General features: G+C 64.1%; 16 protein-coding genes and 1 tRNA gene. 8 read left to right on the top strand and 9 right to left on the bottom strand.

The window, feature by feature from the left end:
* The first annotated feature begins 31 nt into the window (after positions 1–31).
* From hflK to ACFFUC_RS12280, 3 genes are all read left to right on the top strand, one after another.
* Positions 32–1258, top strand: a complete 1227-nt coding sequence (hflK, locus tag ACFFUC_RS12290) for an FtsH protease activity modulator HflK (RefSeq protein ID WP_377686628.1) — start codon at positions 32–34, stop codon at positions 1256–1258.
* Positions 1258–2358, top strand: a complete 1101-nt coding sequence (hflC, locus tag ACFFUC_RS12285; protein WP_377686627.1) for a protease modulator HflC — start codon at positions 1258–1260, stop codon at positions 2356–2358. The genes hflK and hflC overlap by 1 nt, the downstream gene beginning before the upstream one ends.
* Before the next feature lie 360 nt (positions 2359–2718).
* Positions 2719–4239, top strand: a complete 1521-nt coding sequence (locus ACFFUC_RS12280; protein WP_377686625.1) for a DegQ family serine endoprotease — start codon at positions 2719–2721, stop codon at positions 4237–4239.
* Positions 4240–4427: 188 nt separating this feature from the next.
* Here the strand turns inward: ACFFUC_RS12280 and ACFFUC_RS12275 are convergent, their stop codons facing one another.
* On the bottom strand, positions 4428–5204 hold the full coding sequence (locus ACFFUC_RS12275; protein ID WP_377686624.1) for an invasion associated locus B family protein: 777 nt from the start codon (positions 5202–5204) through the stop codon (positions 4428–4430).
* Positions 5205–5723: 519 nt separating this feature from the next.
* Between ACFFUC_RS12275 and ACFFUC_RS12270 the strand changes: the two genes are divergently transcribed.
* Complete coding sequence (locus ACFFUC_RS12270) at positions 5724–7337, top strand: helicase HerA-like domain-containing protein (RefSeq protein WP_377686622.1); 1614 nt, start codon at positions 5724–5726, stop codon at positions 7335–7337.
* Here the strand turns inward: ACFFUC_RS12270 and ACFFUC_RS12265 are convergent.
* Positions 7300–7677, bottom strand: coding sequence for a DUF6477 family protein (locus ACFFUC_RS12265; protein ID WP_377686620.1), 378 nt, complete (start codon positions 7675–7677; stop codon positions 7300–7302). The genes ACFFUC_RS12270 and ACFFUC_RS12265 overlap by 38 nt on opposite strands.
* 211 nt (positions 7678–7888) lie before the next feature.
* Between ACFFUC_RS12265 and ACFFUC_RS12260 the strand changes: the two genes are divergently transcribed.
* The gene (locus ACFFUC_RS12260) at positions 7889–9073 is read left to right on the top strand and encodes a DUF6456 domain-containing protein (RefSeq protein WP_377686619.1); all 1185 of its coding nucleotides are present in this window, start codon (positions 7889–7891) and stop codon (positions 9071–9073) included.
* 215 nt (positions 9074–9288) lie between these two features.
* On the opposite strand, the gene ACFFUC_RS12255 is transcribed toward ACFFUC_RS12260, so the two are convergent.
* Positions 9289–9372, bottom strand: a tRNA-Leu gene (locus tag ACFFUC_RS12255).
* 175 nt (positions 9373–9547) lie between these two features.
* Positions 9548–10495 (bottom strand): lipoyl synthase, encoded by a 948-nt coding sequence (gene lipA, locus ACFFUC_RS12250; protein WP_377686618.1) that lies wholly within the window; start codon positions 10493–10495, stop codon positions 9548–9550.
* Positions 10496–10642: 147 nt separating this feature from the next.
* On the opposite strand from lipA, the gene ACFFUC_RS12245 reads away from it, so the two are divergent.
* On the top strand, positions 10643–11194 hold the full coding sequence (locus ACFFUC_RS12245; RefSeq protein ID WP_377686616.1) for a peroxiredoxin: 552 nt from the start codon (positions 10643–10645) through the stop codon (positions 11192–11194).
* Between the two features lie 46 nt (positions 11195–11240).
* Here ACFFUC_RS12245 and ACFFUC_RS12240 read toward each other — a convergent pair whose 3' ends face one another.
* Positions 11241–11456 (bottom strand): hypothetical protein, encoded by a 216-nt coding sequence (locus tag ACFFUC_RS12240; RefSeq protein WP_377686614.1) that lies wholly within the window; start codon positions 11454–11456, stop codon positions 11241–11243.
* 174 nt (positions 11457–11630) lie between these two features.
* On the opposite strand from ACFFUC_RS12240, the gene ACFFUC_RS12235 reads away from it, so the two are divergent.
* Positions 11631–12710, top strand: a complete 1080-nt coding sequence (locus ACFFUC_RS12235; protein ID WP_377686612.1) for a PA0069 family radical SAM protein — start codon at positions 11631–11633, stop codon at positions 12708–12710.
* A 79-nt stretch (positions 12711–12789) separates the two neighbouring features.
* Here the strand turns inward: ACFFUC_RS12235 and bmt are convergent, their stop codons facing one another.
* Both bmt and trpS read right to left on the bottom strand, forming a co-directional pair.
* Positions 12790–13758 carry a betaine--homocysteine S-methyltransferase gene (gene bmt, locus ACFFUC_RS12230; protein ID WP_377686610.1) on the bottom strand — a complete coding sequence of 323 codons (969 nt, stop codon included), beginning with the start codon at positions 13756–13758 and terminating at the stop codon, positions 12790–12792.
* Between the two features lie 62 nt (positions 13759–13820).
* The gene (gene trpS / locus ACFFUC_RS12225) at positions 13821–14840 is read right to left on the bottom strand and encodes a tryptophan--tRNA ligase (RefSeq protein WP_377686608.1); all 1020 of its coding nucleotides are present in this window, start codon (positions 14838–14840) and stop codon (positions 13821–13823) included.
* Between the two features lie 96 nt (positions 14841–14936).
* On the opposite strand from trpS, the gene ACFFUC_RS12220 reads away from it, so the two are divergent.
* Positions 14937–15647 (top strand): rhomboid family intramembrane serine protease, encoded by a 711-nt coding sequence (locus ACFFUC_RS12220; RefSeq protein ID WP_377686606.1) that lies wholly within the window; start codon positions 14937–14939, stop codon positions 15645–15647.
* A gap of 57 nt (positions 15648–15704) precedes the next feature.
* Here ACFFUC_RS12220 and murJ read toward each other — a convergent pair whose 3' ends face one another.
* Together murJ and ACFFUC_RS12210 are read right to left on the bottom strand one after the other, a co-directional pair.
* The gene (murJ, locus tag ACFFUC_RS12215) at positions 15705–17249 is read right to left on the bottom strand and encodes a murein biosynthesis integral membrane protein MurJ (RefSeq protein ID WP_377686604.1); all 1545 of its coding nucleotides are present in this window, start codon (positions 17247–17249) and stop codon (positions 15705–15707) included.
* A 4-nt stretch (positions 17250–17253) separates the two neighbouring features.
* A complete protein-coding gene (locus ACFFUC_RS12210) occupies positions 17254–19977 on the bottom strand; it encodes a [protein-PII] uridylyltransferase (protein ID WP_377686602.1) in 2724 nt (907 codons plus the stop codon).
* Between the last annotated feature and the right edge of the window lie 40 nt (positions 19978–20017).

Genomic DNA, 20017 nt, shown 5'->3' with positions numbered 1-20017 from the left:
GATGACTGAAAGTTCGAACGAGGCGAGGCGCATGGCAGCACAGGGCCCCTGGGGCGGTGGCGGAGACAACGACAAGGGCGGCGACAAAAAGCCGCCGCAATCCGGACCTCAGCGTCCTTGGGGAGAGGCTGGAGGCGGTGAAGACCGCAACCGTCCGCAACCCGGCGGCCCCCGGCGTGGTGACCAGATCCCCGAGATCGAAGACCTTGTCCGCAAAGGTCAGGACCGTTTGCGCGTCCTGATGGGCGGGCGCGGGAATGGCGGCGGCAACGGCGGGGGCGGCAATGGCGGCCCGCGCAACCAGCTGCCTAAATTCTCGATGAACCGCGGCACGGTCGGTCTTGTCGGTCTGGGCGCGGTCGCGCTTTGGCTGTTCGCGAGCGTCTATCAGGTGACGACGGGTCAGGAATCGGTCGAGCTGCTGTTCGGCAAGCCGGTGTCGGTCGGCACCGAAGGTCTGAACTTCGCACCCTGGCCGGTGATGCGCGCCGAGATCGTCAATATCGACGAAGAACGCGTGATCCAGATCGGGACGGGGCAGGCAGGCCCGCTCGACAGCGGACTGATGTTGACGCGCGACCAGAACATCGTCGATATGGAATATCAGGTGGTCTGGAACGTCTCGGACCCCGAGCGCTTCCTGTTCAACCTTGCCGATCCGCGCGACACGATCCGCGCCGCCGCCGAATCGGCGATGCGCGATATTGTCGCCCGTTCGGAGCTGGCACCGATCCTCAACCGCGACCGCGGCGCGATCCAGTCGGATCTGACGCTTGCGATCCAGCAGACGCTCGACGGCTACGAATCCGGCATCAGGGTCGTGCGCGTCAACCTCGACCGTGCCGACCCGCCGGCCGAGGTCATCAACAGCTTCCGCGAAGTGCAGGCCGCTCAGCAGGAGCGCGACCGTCTGGAAAAAGAGGCCGATGCCTATGCCAACCGCGTTCTCGCCAGCGCGCGTGGTGAATCGGCTGCCATGATCGAACGCGCCGAAGCCTACCGCGCCGAAGCGGTCAATACCGCCGAGGGCGAGGCCGCGCGCTTCAACTCGGTTTATGACGAATATATCAAGGCGCCCGAAGTGACGCGCCGCCGGATGTATATGGAAACGCTTGAAAAAGTTCTTGGTGGCGTCGACAAGGTTCTGATCGACAGCTCGGCCAGCGGCGGCGGCAACGGTGTCGTACCCTATCTGCCCTTGGACCAGTTGCGCCGGCAATCCGCGCCGGCCGGTAACCAGACCGGAGGGAGCAACTGATGAAACGCCTTCTCAAAACGCTTGCGCTGCCGATCATCGTCGTCGTGGGCTTCGTCGTGGTTGCGGCCGTCTATATCGTCGATGTCCGCGAGCGCGTTCTGGTCATGCGCTTCGGCGAGGTGGTCGAGGTCCGCGAGACCCCCGGCCTCTATGTCAAAGTGCCCTTTATCGATCAGGTCATCCGCTATGACGCGCGGATCCTCGGTCTTCTGACCCGCCCGATGGAGGTCACGCCGCTGGATGACCGCCGTCTCATGGTCGATGCTTTCGCGCGCTGGCAGATCGTCGATGTCGCGCGGTTCCGTCGTGCCATCACCAATGGCGGCATCGATGCGGCGCAGAGCCGTCTTGACCCGATCATCACCAACGCCATCCGTCAGGTGCTGGGCTCGGTGCCCTCGACCACGGTTCTGTCGAATGACCGGACCGGCCTGATGAACCAGATCCGCGACATTGCCCGCACCGAGGCCGAAGAGCTCGGCGTGCGCATCATCGACGTGCGTCTGACGCGGACGGATCTGCCCGAGCAGAACCTCAACGCGACCTATGCCCGTATGCGCGCCGAACGCGAGCGTGAGGCCGCGGACGAGATCGCGCGGGGCGGCGAGGCCGCACAGCGCGTCCGCGCGGCTGCCGACCGTACGGTGGTCGAGCTGACCTCGGAGGCGCGCAAACGCTCGGAAGTGGTGCGCGGTGAAGCCGATGCCCGCCGCAACGCGATCTATGCCGACGCTTTCGGCCGCGATCCCGAGTTCTTCGCCTTCACCCGCTCGATGACCGCTTACGAGCGTTCGTTGAAAGGCGAGAACAGCTCGCTCGTGATCAGCCCCGATGGCGAGTTCTTCGACTATCTGCGCAGTGATCACGCCGACCGCGCCAATCCCAATATGGCACCGCGTCCGGCCAGCTCCCTTGCGCCCGAGGAACCGGCAACCCAAGGCGATACCGCGACCGCACCGACGGCCACGACGCAGGACGGAACGCCCTTGGGCGAGAATGCAGGGGTTACCCTCACGCCCATGCCGGAAGAGCTGGCGACCCCGCCGCAGGAACCTGCGCTGCTCACGCCCGACGCACCCGCAGTCGGCGCACCGAACTAAAAGCGCATCTCGGGCCTCGCGCCCCGGATGCGGAATTTGCGACACAGAATGCGGCCCCGTGATCGGGGCCGCGTTTTTCATTCGCCCATTCGCGATCTTTCCCCAAGCATCCAAAGCCGGAGAAACTGGCGGACAAGCGGCCCTTTCGGTTGCACCGGCGTGTCTTTTGGCGTTTCCTTGCAGGCAGGGCAGGGGCCGTTGACGGCCTGACGGCGGTTCTCCGGATCGCGCACAAGTCACGATGAGTTCATCCGCCGAGATGGTGATTTATTTGCAACGGCACCTCATTTCTCTTTCAAGACATAGGCATGGCGGCGAATGATTTGCCCATCGCCTCGACATCCAAAGGAGCGTCTCCTGATGAAGACCAGTTTCCCGCGCTACTTGCTGACCGCATCCAGCGTTGCCCTTGCTCTGACCATCGCCCCGCTTGCCGCGCAGGAGGCGGCAACCGCGCCGGGGGCGGCCAATGACAATGCGTCGCTTTCCGCGGCACCGACCCGCACCATCATGCCGAGCTTTGCCGATCTGGTCGAACAGGTCAGCCCGGCGGTGGTGAATATCACGACGACCGCGACGGTTGCCGCGCCGACCGCAGGCGGCCCCTCCTTCCCCGAGGGTAGCCCGTTTTCGGATCTCTTCCGCGACTTCGGCTTTCCCGGCAGCCCCTTTGGCGGCCCCGGCCAGCGCGGACCTCAGGCCGAGCAGCGCTCGAATGCGCTGGGTTCGGGCTTTGTCGTCTCGGCTGACGGTTTGATCGTCACCAACAACCACGTCATCGAAGGCGCCGACGAGATCGAGGTCGAATTCTATTCCGGCGTGCGTCTGGCCGCGAAAGTGATCGGCAAGGACGAGAAAACCGATATTGCGGTTCTCAAGGTCGAAAGCACCGAGCAGCTGCCTTTCGTGACCTTCGGCGACAGCGACAAGGCACGCGTCGGCGATTGGGTTCTGGCGCTCGGCAACCCGCTGGGGCAGGGCTTTTCGGCCTCGACCGGCATCGTTTCCGCGCGCAACCGCGCTTTGACCGGCACCTATGACGACTTCATCCAGACCGATGCCGCGATCAACCGCGGCAACTCGGGCGGGCCCTTGTTCAACATGGAGGGCGAGGTCGTCGGCGTGAACACCGCGATCTTGTCGCCCAACGGCGGCTCGATCGGGATCGGCTTTTCGATGGCGTCGAATGTCGTTTCCAAAGTCGTGCAGCAGCTCGAGCAATTCGGCGAGACGCGGCGCGGCTGGCTGGGCGTCAAAATCCAGGACGTCACCCCCGATATCGCCGACTCGCTGGGACTTGATGCCGCGGGCGGCGTGATGGTCACCGATGTGCCGACCGGCCCCGCGCTGGATGCCGGCATGAAGGCGGGCGATGTCATCACCAAATTCGACGGCGGGGAGGTCAAGGACATGCGCGAGCTGGTGCGCCGTGTCGGCGATGCGCCGGTCGGCGAAAAGGTCGATGTGACGGTTCTGCGCGAAGGCAGTCCGCTTGATCTTCAGGTAACGCTTGGCCGCCGCGAATTGGCCGAAGGCGGCAGTACGTCGACAACGGTCGATTCGGCGACCAATACCGCCTCGGATCTTCTGGGGATGACGGTTGCGCCGCTGACCCCCGAAATCGCGGCGGAGCTGGGCGTTTCGCGCGATATGACGGGGCTGGTGGTGCAGTCGGTCGATCCGGCAGGTGTTTCCGCCGACAAGGGGCTGGCTGCGGGCGATGTCATCACCGAGGCCGGACAGCAGCCGGTGGCAAGCCTTGCCGATCTCGAGACCCAGATCGCGCAATCGCGCGATGCCGGCCGCAAATCGATCCTGATCCTCGTGCGCCGTGCAGGCGAGCCGCGCTTCGTCGCTCTTCCGATCGAGCCGCGCCAATAAGCCTTGAGGGATCGGGGGCGGACGTTCAGCCCCCGAAACCGCAGGAGGTCAGTCGTCGCCCGACGGGCTTCGCAGGCAAGCCGAAGGGATGGGCCGCACGCGACAGGCCACGCAAAGGAAAAGGGGACGCTCGGCGCCCCCTTTTTGTTTTCTGCAAGGCCGAGGCCCGTTGTGCTTGGGCCGTTTGCTTATTGCGCAGCCGGTGCCGGAGCCGCTGCTGCCGGAGCAGCAGGTGCCGATGCTGCAAGCTCGCGCATCACGGCGGTCGCCGCGTCGATGCCTGCAGTGAAGCCTGCGAGCGAGACGTTCAGCTTGACCAGCTGGTCCTCGGGCGCACCGAAGGGACGCAGCGTGACCGTGCCGGTTTTGCCGCGCTTGAGCGTGCCGATCTCGGTTTCGTTCAGACCGACGCGCGAGATACAGCCGATCTGGGCGCAAACCATGAAGGGATAGGCCAGCTCTTTGTTGGTATCGACCTGGAGGTGGAGACCATATTGCAAATCGGTTTCCAGCGGGGCGACGAAGGTGATGATCGCCTGCACATTGCCCTGAACCGGCACGACCGAGGCTTCGGCAACCGCGCCGCCCTGATCGTCCTTGAGAAGCTGGTACAGCTCGCAGGGGTCACGGTTCTCTGCGGTCTTGACGCAACGCAGCGACCAGTCGCCATGGGTCGCGCTCAGATAGGTCTGGCCGACCTGTGCCTCGGCGGCGCTACCCGGAATTGCCGGACGGCCGTTCTGCGCGGCGCCTTCTGCCGGTGCTGCTGCCGGAGCCGCTTCGGCCGGTGCTTCGGCGGGTGCGGCCTCTGCAGGCGCTGCTGCGGGGGCTTCTGCTGCCGGTGCCTCGGTGGTCGCCGGAGCAGCGGGTGCCGCGTCGTTCGAGGTTTGAGCGAACGCCATGCCCGCGCTGCCGGCGATGGTGAAGATTGCTGCGATCAGCGCGGGGGAAGTCCTGTTAACCATGGTCCTCTTCCTTTGGTCAAAGCTCTGGCCACGGTCCTACCACGGCCACAAAGCCTTGTCAGGACGGATCGCATGGCGGCCCATCACAGATTCGCGTCATTCTGCGGGGTTAGCGGCTGTTTCTTGCGCATGTCGGTCGCGACCGTATATGGGGATAGAGCGCTCATAGGCGGCGGGCCGTATGAAGGGCAGTGCCACAAATGAAGAAAGGTCCGGCAATACTGCCGGACCCGTTTTCCATCCCTGCCGGACTTGCCGGTCTTTATTGAGGAAAAGCTAGAATTGCGCGTCGCCTGCGTCAACTATCTGAATAGTCAGGTCGGCGGGCAGAGTGGCGGTGCGCCGATACACGCCTTGCAAGAAAAAAAGTCGCGCCCAAGGGCGCGACAGTCCAACAGGGAGGAAGTATCGCCGTGCCGAAAACGACAAAGCGATAGACACAGACTGGCACAAGAAGATGAAGTTTGTATTGTTCATTCCTTGAAATCCGCGCTTTTCTGCCGATCGGGAGTGAAAAATATGACCAAAGTTGTGGACCTTGAGGCGGGAACCCTGATTTTGGGTGGAGGCGGCGAGGGTTATCGCTCGCCCCAAAAGCTTCTTTTGAAATATGCAAACCGCCACGGGTTGATCGCGGGGGCCACCGGCACCGGCAAGACCGTGACTTTGCAGACCTTGGCCGAATCATTCTCGCTCGCGGGGGTGCCGGTCTTTCTGGCCGATATCAAAGGCGACCTTGCCGGTCTGAGCCAGAAGGGCGGTGGCGATGCCAAGCTCGAGGCAAGCTTTCAAAGCCGCGCCGAAACCATCGGCATCGAGATGGATTACCAGAATTTTCCCGTGACCTATTGGGATATCTGGGGCGAGAAGGGCCACCCCGTCCGTACGACCCCTGCCGATATCGGCCCGCTTTTGCTGTCGCGGATGATGGGGCTTAGCGATGTGCAGGAAGGCGTGCTCAACATCGCCTTCCGCGTCGCGGACGAAGAAGGGCTGGCGCTGCTCGATCTCAAGGATCTGCAATCCATGCTGGTCTGGATCGGGCAGAATGCAAAAGAACTCAGCCTGAAATACGGCAATGTCTCGACCGCTTCGGTGGGGGCGATCCAGCGTTCGCTGCTGGTTTTGGAGAACGAGGGCGGCAATTCCCTCTTCGGCGAGCCTGCGCTCGAACTGGCCGATCTGATCCGCACCGATGCTTCGGGCAAGGGGATGATCAACATCCTCTCCGCTGAGCGGCTGATGAATGCGCCGACGCTCTATGCGACTTTCCTTTTGTGGCTGATGTCCGAGCTCTTCGAGCAATTGCCCGAGGTCGGCGACCCCGACAAACCCAAGATCGCCTTTTTCTTCGACGAGGCGCATCTGCTTTTCAACGGCGCATCGCCCGCCTTGATCGGCAAGATCGAACAGGTCGCGCGGCTGATTCGCTCGAAAGGGGTGAGCGTCTGGTTCATCACCCAGAATCCCGCCGATGTGCCTGAAAGCATCCTCGGCCAGCTCGGCAACCGCATCCAGCATGCGTTGCGCGCCTTTACCGCCAAGGACCAGAAAGCGCTGCGGCTTGCAGCGGAAAACTACCGTCCGAACCCCGCTTTCGATACGGCCGAGGCGATCCAGCATGTCGGAACGGGCGAAGCGGTGACCTCGCTGCTGGAGGCCAAAGGCGTGCCGGGGATCGTCGAGCGCAGCCTCGTGCGGCCGCCTTTCGCGCGGATGGGGGTGATCTCAGATACCGAGCGCGCGGCCATCATGCAGGCTTCGCCGATGGCGCTGAAATACGGCAAAGCCGTCGACCGCGAATCGGCCTTCGAGCTGCTGGCCAAGCGCGCCGAAGCTGCGGCGGAGGAGGCTCGGGCCGCCAAAGAACAGGCCGAGGCGCAAAAGGCCGCCAAATCGGGCAGGCAGGCGGGTGGACAGGCGGGCGACGACGATCTGTGGTCGATGCCCGGCGAGTATAACCAGGGCCGGCGCTATCAGCCCAATACCAAGGCCGAGCCCAAACCCCGCGCCACCCGCGCCAGCGATTCGATTGCGACGACCTTCGGCAAAAGCCTCGCCCGCCAATTGGGGACGAAAAGCGGGCAGGCCTTGGTCAGAGGCGTGCTCGGCTCGCTTTTCCGCGGGCGTTGAGCGGGGCTGCCGAAGCGACAGCTGCGGCTTTTTCGGCCGCCTGCAGGTTCGTCTCGGCGAGAATCGCGATGAGAAACAGGATATGGCGCTGCAGGTTGTAATCTGCGGCGCGCTGCCTTCTGGCGAGATCCAGCGCCTCCTCTTCAAAGCGCAGCAGGGGCAGGATGCGCGCGGCAGGCAGGGCGTGCTGCTCTGCCCCCAAAAGCCCGCGCAAACCGCGCTCGCGGCGCCAACCGGCCTGTCCGGCGCGGGCGGCCGCGACCAGCAAGGCCGGCCGGCGGATGGTGCTGCCGGCTGCGCGGCTTTCGTCGAAAATGCTGTGGTTCGGCATGAAAGTCATCACGGTCTCCCTGTCGTGGCAGGAAGCAGTAAAGCCCATTCCCGAGGGGTGTTGCCGCGAAGGTCAAAGCAGCGTGCGCAACAGCAACCAATCTTTAGGAATTCTTAGGAAGTATTACGGAAATCGTAATGGTGCCGCGGAGAGCCGGGGAAATATTAACAACCTAAAGGGGATTTCTGCCGCAGTCCCCTGCTGGATAAAGGGCTATTTTATGACTGCTTTGACGGGTGACTTTGCCGTAAAGAGTGCGATTTCCTGTATTCAGATCCATGCATCGGGGGGCGCGGATCACGAGGGGGAGGAGCAGCGCGACTCATATCCGCATCCCGACGATGTTAACTACTATTTGCGCCATGTGCAGGACGGGCTGTCGATCCGCGCCCTTGCCCGCGAAGCCGGATGCCATGCCTCGACCATCCTGCGCCGCATCCGCCGCATCGAGCAGCGCCGCGATGATCCGCTTGTCGACCGCGCGCTGGAACAGGCCAGCGGCAGGCGTGGCGGCAGCGAGGCCGAACATGCCTCTCGGCGCGAGACCGAGCAATTCCGCCGCATCCTGCGCCGCTTGTGCGAAAACGGCGCGATGCTGCTGGTCTCCGAGGGCATGGCCAAGGCGATCGTGGTGCGGCAGGACATCCGCACGGCGGTGCTCGACCGCGAGATTGCCGAGCGGATGGCGATGAACGGCTGGCTCACGCTCAAGGCCATGGGGCGGATGCGCCATTACGCGATCTCGGCGGCGGGGCGCGAGGTGCTGAGGGCGGCAGCGCGCAGCAAGCAGGCGGACGGGCCGGCAGGCGTTCTGCCGCGTCAGGAGGCTTTCCAGGACGCCGCTGCGGTCCCCGTGCAGGAGATGGCCGAGGCAGCCCCCGCAGGCTTCGATCACGCCGAGCAGCACCGCGTCTGGGACGAGCGAGAGATCGAGGCCCCCGATGGCGAGGGCATCCGCCGCATGCGCATCAATCAGGCCGAAAGCCCTATCCGGCTGCTTGCGCGCAGGCGGACCCCCGAAGGGACGCCTTTCCTGAGCGCGGGCATGGTCGCCGCGGCCGAGCGGCTGCGCGAGGATTACGAGCTCTCGCAGCTCGGCCCGCGTGTGACGCAGAATTGGGACGGGTTTCTGACCTCGGGTTGCAGCACCGGATTTTCGGGGCGGAGCGGTTCGGGCGGCTCGGAAAGCGCGCGCAACCGTGTGACGCTGGCCCTGCGCGAACTGGGGCCGGGGATGGGGGATCTGTGTTTGCGGGTCTGCTGTTTTCTCGAGGGGATCGAGTGCACGGAGCGCCGTCTGGGCTGGTCTGCGCGTTCGGGCAAGATCGTCCTCAAACTCGCGCTGATGCGGCTCGAACAGCATTACAACAATGCCTATGGCAGCGGCTCTCCGATGATCGGCTGAGGCGGGTGGCACTGTCGGGATGGCGGTGCTGATGCGCCGCCCGCGTGCCGCACGAAAAGCGCGCGCGCTTGCCTGCGCAAGCGTCGATGAATAACGGCCGAGGGCAGGGGCGGCAAATGAGACAAGCCTGCAATCGCCCGGAACCAAGCGCTGGTGGCGGTGGCGTGGACATCGCATTCTTTGGGGATATTGCAGAAAACTTGTTTAAAACAAGTTGGTACCCGAGGTCGGACTCGAACCGACATGCCTTGCGGCGGCGGATTTTGAATCCGCTACGTCTACCATTCCGTCACTCGGGCAAGCATAAGCTTGGACAAGGACTTATCGCACCAAGCCCCCGAGGCGCAAGATGGGTTCTGCGCTTTTTCGCAAGATTTGCGCGCTGCGGGACCGACCGCCCTGCCGGAATGAAAGCGGCCCCGAAACCGCGCATCCAGATGCGGTTTCGGGGCCGGATTCGTTGATGAGCGCGACTCAGGCGCGGCCGAGCTTGGCCAGTCGCGCGTCGCGCAATTGGGCGAAATCGTCGCCGGCATGATAGCTCGAGCGGGTCAGCGGCGTGGCCGAAACCATCAGGAAGCCCTTGCCGTAGGCGGCGCGCTGGTAACCCTCGAATTCTTCGGGGGTGACGAAGCGGTCGACGCGGTGGTGCTTGGGCGTCGGCTGGAGATACTGGCCGATGGTGATGAAGTCGATATCGGCGGCGCGCATGTCGTCCATGACCTGCAACACGCCCTGACGATCCTCGCCCAGACCGACCATGATGCCCGATTTGGTGAACATCGCCGGATCGAGCTCTTTCACGCGCTGCAACAGGCGCAGCGAGTGGAAATAGCGCGCGCCCGGACGCACGGTCGGATAAAGGCCCGGCACGGTTTCGAGGTTGTGGTTGAAGACGTCGGGACGCGCCTCGACCACGGTTTCGAGGCTGCCCGGTTTCGACTTGAGAAAGTCGGGCGTCAGCACTTCGATCGTGGAACTGGGCGAGCGGTGACGGATCGCGCGAATGGTCTGGGCGAAATGGTCGGCCCCGCCGTCATCGAGATCGTCGCGGTCGACCGATGTCAGAACGACGTGGTTGAGGCCCAGCTTCTGGACGGCATGGGCGACACGGCCCGGCTCGAAAACATCGAGCGCATCGGGGCGGCCGGTCTTGACGTTGCAGAACGAACAGCCGCGCGTACAGATCTCGCCCATGATCATCATGGTGGCGTGACCCTGGCTCCAGCATTCTCCGACGTTCGGGCAACCCGCCTCCTCGCAAACCGTCGAGAGACGGTTCTCGCGCAGGATGTCGCGGGTCTGCTTGTAACCTTCGCTGGTCGGCGCTTTCACGCGGATCCAGGAGGGTTTCTTGGGCTGGTCCTGGTCGGGCCGGTGGGCCTTTTCAGGGTGACGCAACTGCGGCGGCAGATCGGCCATGGCGGGTTCCCTCGGGTAATTCCCGGTTAACTTAGAACCTTATCGTCGCTTGATCAACGGCAGCGCACCACCACAATGATTTGAAGGTGATTAAACGCCCGCGATATCTGGGCTCTCTTGCCCGATCCTGCGGCGAAAGGATTTATGATGCTGATTGGTGATAGACTGCCTCAAGTCACTTTTCAAACCCGGATTTACGATCCCTCGGTGTCGGGGCCGAACCCCTACCGCTGGCAGGGCATGACGACCGATGATTTCTTCAAGGGAAAAAGGGTGCTGCTGTTTTCGCTGCCTGGGGCCTTTACGCCGACCTGCAGCACCTACCAGCTTCCCGGCTTCGAAGCCGCTTCGGAAGAGCTCAAGCGTCACGGGCTCGACGAGATTTACTGCCTCTCGGTCAATGATGCTTTCGTTATGAACCAATGGGCAAAGTCTTTGGCGCTCGAAAACGTCAAGGTCATTCCCGACGGTTCGGGCGAGTTTACCGAGCGGGTGGGGATGCTGGTACGCAAGGATAATCTCGGCTTCGGCGCGCGGAGTTGGCGCTATGCCGCGATCATCGACGATTGCGTTGTCGAGGCCTGGTTCGAAGAGCCGGGTCGGGTGGATGACTGCCCGAGCGATCCCTATGGCACCACCGCCCCGGAGACTTTGCTGGAATGGCTGCGCGACAACCCCAAACAGGTCTCGGCTGCCTGAGCGTCAGGGGCGGCCTTGCAGCTTTGGACCAGAACGCGGGTTTTTCTTAGTGGTGTTTGCCGTGGTGATGCTTGCGATGGGCGTGTTTGGCGTGACCGTCGTCGCCTTTGTCGCGAAGCGCAAGATGCAGGGCCGCGACTGCGATCAGGGCGATCAACCCCAAAGCCAGAGGCGGCACACCTGCGGAAAGGGCGACCCAAACCGTAACCGCCGCGGCAATGATCACCGCGACCAGCATCAGAAGGAATTGGGGCAGAGGCATCCTCGTCACTCCTTATCTTCCCTGTAATTATGGGTGCAGATCAGGCGGGGGGGAAGGGCAGGGCCGCGCAAAAATGCGTGCACCGGCGGATTGACGCTGCGACAGGGCGCTAAGGGCTTGCCGGAAGGCGCGGATTGCGGTTAATTGTTCCTGTTATGTTCGCGATTGACCGCCATGCTGCCTCCACGCAATCCTGACGAAATCCTCAAGGCCCGCGGTGCGGACAGCCGACCGGCCGTGCGTTTCGATCCCTATACGACGGTCAGGGAACCGGATGGTTGGGACATCCCCGAAGAGGCGGAACTTCTGCGCACCTCGGTCACGCAGGAGAAAGCGCGCAGCATCATCTCCCGCAACCAATCGCCCGATATCCCTTTCGACCGTTCGATCAATCCCTATCGCGGTTGCGAGCACGGCTGCATCTATTGTTTCGCGCGGCCGAGCCATGCCTATCTCGGCCTGTCGCCGGGGCTTGACTTCGAAACCCGCATCATCGCCAAACCCAATGCCGCCGAGCTGCTCGCAACCGAGATCGGGCGGCGCAGCTACCGCGTAGCGCCCATCGCATTCGGGACCAATACCGATCCCTATCAGCCGGTCGAATCCAAGCTCGGGATCATGCGCGGCTGCCTGCAGGTGCTCCATGACTGGAACCATCCGCTCAGCATCGTGACGCGGGGCAACGGGATTTTGCGCGATCTCGACGTGCTGGGCGCGATGGCGGCGCGGCGGCAGGTCATGGTCGGCGTTTCCGTCACGACGCTGGATGCGACGCTCGCGCGACAGCTCGAACCCCGCGCACCCGCGCCCGCGACACGGCTGCGGATGATCCGTGCTCTGGCCGATGCGGGGGTTCCGGTGCGGGTCATGGTCGCGCCGGTCATTCCGGTCCTGACCGAGCCCGAGATGGAAAGCATCCTGCAAGCGGCGACCGAGGCGGGGGCGCGTTACGCCAGCATCATTCCCCTGCGGCTGCCGCATGAGGTCGCGCCGCTTTTTCGCGACTGGCTGGAGCGACACCACCCCGGGAAGGCCACGCATGTCATGGCGCGGGTGCAGGATATGCGCGGCGGCAAGGATAACGACCCGAATTTCGGCAGCCGTTTTCGCGGGGAGGGGATGTTTGCCGATCTCATGCACCAGCGCTTCCGGCTGGCGCGCAAACGCGCGGGGCTGGAGCGGGCGGGAGAGACGCTCGATTGCAGTCTCTTTGCAGCCCCGCCGCGCGCGGGCGACCAATTGGCGCTGTTCTGAATTGCGGGCGGGGGGGCAGGCACGGGCTTCTCGCCCGGCCTGCCCCCCCGCCCGTTTGCCGCGGTGATTTTCGCGGGCGTTAGCCCGCTGTGGCCTGAGCCGCGACCGCGGCCATTTTCTGCGAGATCATATCCGCCGTCGGGCGTTTGCCGCGCGGGCGGCTTTCGAGCGCCTGACGCATCGCGGCCAGATGCGCGGGCGTGGTGCCGCAGCAGCCGCCGACGATGCGCACACCCAGATCGCGCGCGAGAACCGCGAATTCGGCCATGACTTCGGGCGTCGCATCATAGATCAGCCCGCCGTCCTGATAGCGCGGCACGCCCGCATTGGGCTTGGCGATCATCGGGCGCTCGCTGCCGGCGGCGGCAAAGTTTGCGACGGCGACCAGCAGCTCGGTCGGACCGGTACCGCAATTCGCGCCGTAAGCGACGGGGCGGCGGGGCAGGCGTTCGACCAGAGCGGCCAGCTGGGGCGGGGTCACGCCCATCATGGTCCAGCCGCCCGGCTCGAAGCTCATCATCCCCGACCAGGGCAGATCGACCGCCTTTGCGGCGGCGCTGGCGGCGCGCAATTCCTCGACCGCGCTGATCGTCTCGACCCAGAGCAGATCGGCGCCGCCCTCTTTGAGGGCCTCGGCCTGATCGGTGAAGATGCGCACGGCCTCGGCTTCGGTCAGGCGGCCCATCGGGGCCATGATCTCGCCGGTCGGGCCCATCGATCCCGCGACCAGCACCTTGCGGCCGGCCTCGTCGGCGGCCTGTCGCGCCAGCCGTGCGGCGGCCAGATTGATCGCGGCGACACGGTCGGCCGCGCCGGCAATCCGCAAGCGGCAGGCATTGGCCCCGAAACTGTTTGTCAGGATCAGGTCCGACCCCGCAGCGACCATCGCTCGGTGAAGCGCGAGCACCTTTTCGGGGTGCTTTTCATTCCACAGATCCGGCGCCTCGCCGGGGGCAAGGCCCATGTTGTAAAGATTCGTCCCGGTCGCGCCGTCGGCCAAAAGCCAATCGCGTTCCTCCAGGAGCAGGCTCAGCGGATCGGGTCCCAAAGGGATTCCTCCAGCTTAGAGAAGGGCCCGCCGGCCCTGTTCAGGACCGGCAGTCGATGGCTTCAGCGCGAGCGGATCATTCCCATGATCTCTTTGGTGCGCTCGACGATCGGATGGGCGATCGCATGGGCGCGGTCGGCGCCTTTGCCGAGGATACGATCAATTTCGGCGGGGTCAGCCATGAATTGCGTCATCTTGGCGGTAATCGGGGCCAAAACCTCGACGGCCACCTCGGCCAGCGCCGGTTTGAACGTACCAAAGCCCTGACCCTCGAAACGTCCGAGGACCGCATTCACCGGCTCGTCGGTCAGTGCCGAGTAGATATTGACCAGATTGCGCGCCTCGGGACGGTCCTTGAGACCTTCGAAAGTCGCGGGCAGGGGCTCGGCATCGGTGCGCGCCTTGCGGATCTTTTGCGTGATCGTATCGGCATCGTCGGTCAAGTTGATGCGGCTCGCGTCCGAAGGGTCGGATTTCGACATTTTCTTCGAGCCGTCGCGCAGGGACATGACGCGGGTGGCCGACCCTTCGATCAGGGGTTCGGGCGCGGGGAAGAACTCGGTGCCGTAGTCGTGGTTGAACTTGGCCGCGATGTCGCGGGTCAGCTCGACATGCTGCTTCTGGTCCTCGCCGACCGGAACGGCGGTCGCGTGATAGGTCAGGATGTCGGCGGCCATCAGCGAGGGATAGGCGTAAAGCCCGAGGCTCACATTCTCGCTGTTCTTGCCGGCCTTGTCCTTGAACTGGGTCATCCGGTTCATCCAGCCCAGACGTGCCACGCAGTTGAAAAGCCAAGCCAATTCGGCATGGGCCGGAACCTGGCTCTGGTTGAACAGGATCGATTGCTCGGGATCGACACCCGAGGCGAGATAGGCTGCGGCAAGCTCGCGGGTGCGGCGGGTCAGTTCGGCGGGGTCTTGCCAGACGGTGATCGCATGCAGGTCGACGACACAATAGATCGTCTCGGGGCCAGTACCCTGAAAGCCAGCGAAGCGGCGCAATGCGCCCAGATAGTTGCCCAAAGTCAGGCCACCCGACGGCTGGATTCCAGAGAAGATACGCGGTTTGAAGCTTGTCGTCATTGCGTTACCTGCTTGGAAAATCACTTTCGCTGGCTTACCCCTTGCCCGTACCGGGCGCAACCGCCCTGACAGGACCAGACTGGAAAGGACCGTTGAATGCGCTCTGGCTTCGAGGAATCGCCACTCAATCCCGTGCCCGCGATCGTCTGGATTCTGGCCTTGCCGATGATCGCGGTCGAAGCGGTTTTCGGGCTCGGCCAGCTTGGCTTCATGAATGGTGGCGGGGGCGGAGGGATCGGCATGCGGCAGATCGCCGTCGAGAAGACCGCCTATGTCCCCGAGATGCTTCTGCGCATGTGGTCGACCGGCACGGTTTTTCCCGAGCAGCTTGCGCGTCTTCTGACCTATTCCTTCGTCAATGTCTCGCTGGTGAATGCGGTTTTCGTGATCGTCTTCACGCTGGCGCTCGGCAATATGGTGGCAAACCAGTTCCGCGCGCTGTCGGTCGTGGTGTTGTTCTTCGGCTCGGCGATCGGCGGGGCGCTGGTCTATACGCTTTTCGCGGGCATCTTTCCGCAGGTCCGTTTCCAGCCGCTGATGGGGGGGTATCCCGCGGTTTATGGTCTGGTCGGTGCCTTCACCTTCCTGCTCTGGATCCGGCTCGGCCAGCAGAATGCGAACCGCATGCGTGCCTTCAGCCTGATCGGCATGCTTTTGCTGTTCCAGCTGGTCTTCGGCATCATCTTCCAAAGCGAGAGCATGACCTGGATCGCCGAGCTCGCGGGCTTTGCCACGGGCTTTTTGCTGTGCTTCGTTCTGGTGCCGGGCGGCATCCGTCATCTGATGGCCCAGCTGCGCCAGCGCTGAGGGGGCGAAGGGAGCGGGAATGAAAAACGCCGGGGTTGGTTCCCCGGCGTTTTTGTTTCAGCGCTTGCGGCGCAGCCCCGCTTTCAGATCGGCGGGGCGGATTGCGCCAAGCGCGATTGCCGCCGCGCCGTAAGCGGCCATGCCGCCCGCGACAAGGATCAGCAGCGCCAGATAGCGCGGCCCGCCCGGTGCAAGCCGGTCGCCCAACAACAGCATCAGCCCCCAGACCACGACGCCCATCACCACGGATGCCGCGATGATGCGGGGCAGGCGGTGCTTGAGGCGCGCGTCAAAGGATGCCGCCTCGCCCATGTCGCGGGTGCCGCGCCAAAGCTGCCAAGCCATGATCCAGCCCGCGATGGTCGTACCCCAAGCCGCCGCCGAAAAGCCGATCAGCGGCGCAAGGCCCAAGGCGCAGACCGCATTCACCACCATCGAGACCACCGCGAAGCGGAAGGGGCTGCGGGTATCCTCGCGCGCGAAATAAAGCGGCTGCAGCACCTTTTGCAGAACGAAAGCCGGAAGCCCCACGCCGTAAATCGCCAAGGCGATTGCGGTCGGCCCGACGTCGGTGGCCTTGAAAGCGCCGCGCTCGAACAGGACCGAGATCAGCGGATAGGCGGCAACCACCAGCGCCACGCCCGAGGGGATGGTCAGGAACAGCGCGAATTCGGTGGCGCGGTTATAGGCGGCGCGGCCGCCTTCGTGATCCTCGGCCTTGAGGCGGCGCGAGATGTCGGGAAGCAGCACGATCCCGATCGCGATGCCCACAACGCCGAGCGGCAACTGGTAGAGCCGGTCGGCATAGGTCAGCCAAGCGATCGCGCCCTCGAAGAAAGAGCCGATCTGGCGGCCGACCAAAAGGTTGATCTGGACCACGCCGCCCGCAAGGACCGCAGGTGCCGCAATGGAGAGCAGCCGCTTCATTTCGGGGCTGAGGCGGGGGCGGCGCAGGCGCAGCGGGAAGCCCATGCGCTTGGCGGCCCACCAGACGGTCGCCAGCTGCGCGATCCCCGAAACCGGCGTCGACCAAGCCATCGCAAGGCCCATGTCCCAGCCGAAGCGGTCGGCCATGACCATGGCGGCAATCAGGATGAAGTTCATCAGGACGGGGGCCGCCGCAGCCGCCACGAATTTGCCGCCAGCGTTCAAAAGCCCCGACAAAAGCGCGGTCAGCGAGATGAAGAGGATATAGGGGAAGCAGATCCGGCCGTAGATCACCGCGAGATCGAAGCGCTCGTCCCCTTTGAAACCGGCGGCCTGCACGAGCACCAACCACGGCATGGCGAGGTTGCCAAGTACCGTAAAGACCAGCACGACCAGCGCGAGCCCCGAGAAGGCCTCTTCGGCAAAGCCTCGCGGATCCTCGCTCGCTTCGAGCTTCTTGGAAAACATCGGCACGAAAGCCGTGTTGAAGGCCCCTTCGGCAAAGAAGCGGCGGAACATGTTGGGCAAGGTGAAAGCCACCAGATAGGCCTGCGCCACCGGCCCCGTTCCAAGGAAGGCCGCGATCATCATGTCGCGGATAAAGCCCACGACGCGCGAGGCGAGCGTCCATGCCCCGACGGACAAAAAGCCCCGGATCAGACGGATCGGTTGCATGATGTTAGCTCCCCGCGCGCTCGGCGCCTTCACGGATGGCCTGACGAAGACGGCTTTCCAGCGTCTCGCGGCGCAATTCCTGATGCAGCTTCAGACCGAAGGCATCCTTGACGTAAAATGTATCGACCACCTGCGCCCCGAAGGTCGCGATGACGGCGCTGACGATCTGGATATGGTTTTCGGCCAGTGTCCGCGTCAGGTCGTAAAGCAGGCCGGGGCGGTCGCGGGTATCGACCTCGATGATCGTGTAGATGTCGGAGCCTTCGTTGTCGAAGGTGATATGGGTCGGAAAGCGGAATTGGCTGTCGCGCTTTTTGACCTTGTCCTTGCCCGCCAAGGCGGCGCGGGCCACGATCTCGCCTTTCAGCGTGCGCTCGATCATCTGGCGCAGGCGGGGCAGGCGGTCTGCGTCATAGGGGCGGCCCTCGGCGTCCTGCGTCCAGAAGACCGCCGTCGCATAGCCGTCCTTGGTCGTATAGGTGCGCGCATCGACCACATTCGCGCCGACCAGCGCCAAGGCCCCCGCAAGCCGCGAGAAGATCCCCGGATGGTCGGCCAGAACGAAGGTCGCGCGCGTCGCATCGCGGTCGGTATCGGGATGGAGGTTGATCTTGACCTCGTGGTCCTGCGGCGGCTCGCGCAGCATTTCGGCAAAGACCATCTGCGTGTCGGTCGGAAGACCCGCCCAGTAGTTCTCGTAGTGGCGGGCGGTTTCGGCCTTGATCTCGCGCGCGTCCCAGCCCTTGGCGATCAGCAGGTGGCGCAGCGAGCGCTTCGCCTCGCCGGTGCGTTTCTCGCGGTTCAGCTCCTCGAGGCCGCTGTCGAGGGCGCGCGCGGTTTCCTCGTAGAGGCGGCGCAGCAGCATGGCCTTCCAGTTGTTCCAAGTGCCCGGCCCCACGCCGCGGATGTCGCAAACGGTCAGGATCAGCAGCAGATCGAGCCTGCGCCGGCTTTTCACCATTTTGGCGAAATCGCGCAGCGTGCGGGGGTCGGAGATGTCGCGTTTCTGCGCCACGTCGGACATCAGCAGATGGTTGCGCACCAGCCATTCGATGGTCTCGACCTCGTCGGCGGGCAGGCCGAAGCGGGTGGCGATGCGGCGCACGATCTTGGCCCCCACGATCGAGTGATCCTCGGGGCGGCCCTTGCCGATGTCGTGGAATAGCACCGCCAGCGTCAGGACGCGGCGGTTGATGTCGCCGCGGATGATCTCGCTGGCAAGGGGCAGGTCGTCGGTCTGGTCGCCGCGCTCGATCGCGGCCAAAGCGGCGACACATTGGATCGAATGCTCGTCGACCGTGTAGTGGTGATAGACGTTGAACTGCATCATCGCCACGACCGGCGCGAATTCGGGAATGAAGGCACCGAGCACGCCCAGCTCGTTCATGCGGCGCAGGCTGCGTTCGGGATTGCCGTGTTTGAGCAGCAGATCAAGGAAGATCCGCACGGCTTCCGGATCGGAGCGCATTCCGTCGTCGATCAGATCGAGGTTCGAGGTCACCAGCCGCATCGCCTCGGGGTGGATGAGGATGCCGGTGCGCAAAGCCTCCTCGAAGAGGCGCAGGATATTGAGCGGGTCCTTGAGGAATTCGGCCTCGTCGACGACGTTCAACCGGCCGCGTTCCTCGCGAAAACCCGGGCGAATGCGGCGGCGCTTGCGGAAAAGGATATTGAGGATCGGGGCCTTGTAGAGATGCCGGTTTTCGAGCGCGACCAGAAAGACGCGGGTCAGCTCGCCGACGCGGGTGGCGTGCAGGAAGTAATCCTGCATGAAGATCTCGACCGCGCGCCGCCCGCCCGCATCGCGGTAGCCCATGCGTTGGGCGACCTCGACCTGCATGTCGAAGGTCAGCTGGTCGACCGGACGGCGCGCGATCAGATGGAGATGGCAGCGCACGGCCCAAAGGAAATCCTCGGCCTGCCAGAAGGTCAGATGCTCGTCGCGGGTGAAAAAGCCCAGATCGACGAGCTCGATGGCGCGGTCGACGCGGTGGATGTATTTCGCCATCCAGTACAGCGTCTGGAGATCGCGCAGCCCGCCCTTGCCCTCTTTGACATTGGGTTCGAGCACATAGCGCTGGCCGCCCTGACGGCGGTGGCGTTCGGCCCGCTCGGCCAGTTTCGCTTCGATGAACTCGGGGACGGTATTGTCGAAGAGCTCGGGCCAAAGGCGCTCGCGCAGCAGTTCGGCGGTGGGGGCATGGCCGCAGACCAGACGATGCTCCAACAGGCTGGTGCGGATCGTCATATCCTCGCGGCTCAGATTGATGCAGTCGTCGACCGAACGGGTCGATTGGCCGACCTTCAGCTTCAGGTCCCACAACATGTAAAGCATGCTCTCGACCACGCTTTCGGCCCAGGGCGTGACCTTCCACGGCGTCAGAAGCAGCAGATCCACATCCGATTGCGGCGCCATTTCGGCGCGGCCATAGCCGCCGATGGCAAGGACGGCGAGGCGCTCGGCCTCGGTCGGATTGGATTGGGGATGCAGAAAAGTCGTCGCGACATGATGGATCGCGGTCACCGTGGCATCGGTCAGGCTGGCGATGGCACGGACGGTTTCGCGCGCGGCGCGGGGGTGGCTCATGAAGCCCGTGACGATCGCCGCCATGGCCTCGTTGCGGGCCTCGCTCAGGATCGCGACGGTGGTGGCGCGGATGGCCTTGGCCTCGCCGAGGCCCGCCAGAGCGGTTTCCAGATGGGGGATGAACACATCGGGCGAGAACAAAGAATGCGCCCCGGGCAGTGCCGGGGCGCTTTGTTGCAGA

Origin of the sequence: Paracoccus cavernae (assembly GCF_042430175.1) — a bacterium.
GTDB lineage: Bacteria > Pseudomonadota > Alphaproteobacteria > Rhodobacterales > Rhodobacteraceae > Paracoccus > Paracoccus cavernae.
Note: the sequence above shows the minus strand (reverse complement) of the source record. Positions and strands in the feature narration are given on the sequence as shown.

Coding starts and splice junctions, on each gene's coding strand:
- hflK (WP_377686628.1), top strand. CDS start 32: ATGGCAGCACAGGGCCCCTGGGGCGGTGGCGGAGACAACGACAAGGGC.
- hflC (WP_377686627.1), top strand. CDS start 1,258: ATGAAACGCCTTCTCAAAACGCTTGCGCTGCCGATCATCGTCGTCGTG.
- ACFFUC_RS12280 (WP_377686625.1), top strand. CDS start 2,719: ATGAAGACCAGTTTCCCGCGCTACTTGCTGACCGCATCCAGCGTTGCC.
- ACFFUC_RS12275 (WP_377686624.1), bottom strand. CDS start 5,204: ATGGTTAACAGGACTTCCCCCGCGCTGATCGCAGCAATCTTCACCATC.
- ACFFUC_RS12270 (WP_377686622.1), top strand. CDS start 5,724: ATGACCAAAGTTGTGGACCTTGAGGCGGGAACCCTGATTTTGGGTGGA.
- ACFFUC_RS12265 (WP_377686620.1), bottom strand. CDS start 7,677: ATGACTTTCATGCCGAACCACAGCATTTTCGACGAAAGCCGCGCAGCC.
- ACFFUC_RS12260 (WP_377686619.1), top strand. CDS start 7,889: ATGACTGCTTTGACGGGTGACTTTGCCGTAAAGAGTGCGATTTCCTGT.
- lipA (WP_377686618.1), bottom strand. CDS start 10,495: ATGGCCGATCTGCCGCCGCAGTTGCGTCACCCTGAAAAGGCCCACCGG.
- ACFFUC_RS12245 (WP_377686616.1), top strand. CDS start 10,643: ATGCTGATTGGTGATAGACTGCCTCAAGTCACTTTTCAAACCCGGATT.
- ACFFUC_RS12240 (WP_377686614.1), bottom strand. CDS start 11,456: ATGCCTCTGCCCCAATTCCTTCTGATGCTGGTCGCGGTGATCATTGCC.
- ACFFUC_RS12235 (WP_377686612.1), top strand. CDS start 11,631: ATGCTGCCTCCACGCAATCCTGACGAAATCCTCAAGGCCCGCGGTGCG.
- trpS (WP_377686608.1), bottom strand. CDS start 14,840: ATGACGACAAGCTTCAAACCGCGTATCTTCTCTGGAATCCAGCCGTCG.
- ACFFUC_RS12220 (WP_377686606.1), top strand. CDS start 14,937: ATGCGCTCTGGCTTCGAGGAATCGCCACTCAATCCCGTGCCCGCGATC.
- murJ (WP_377686604.1), bottom strand. CDS start 17,249: ATGCAACCGATCCGTCTGATCCGGGGCTTTTTGTCCGTCGGGGCATGG.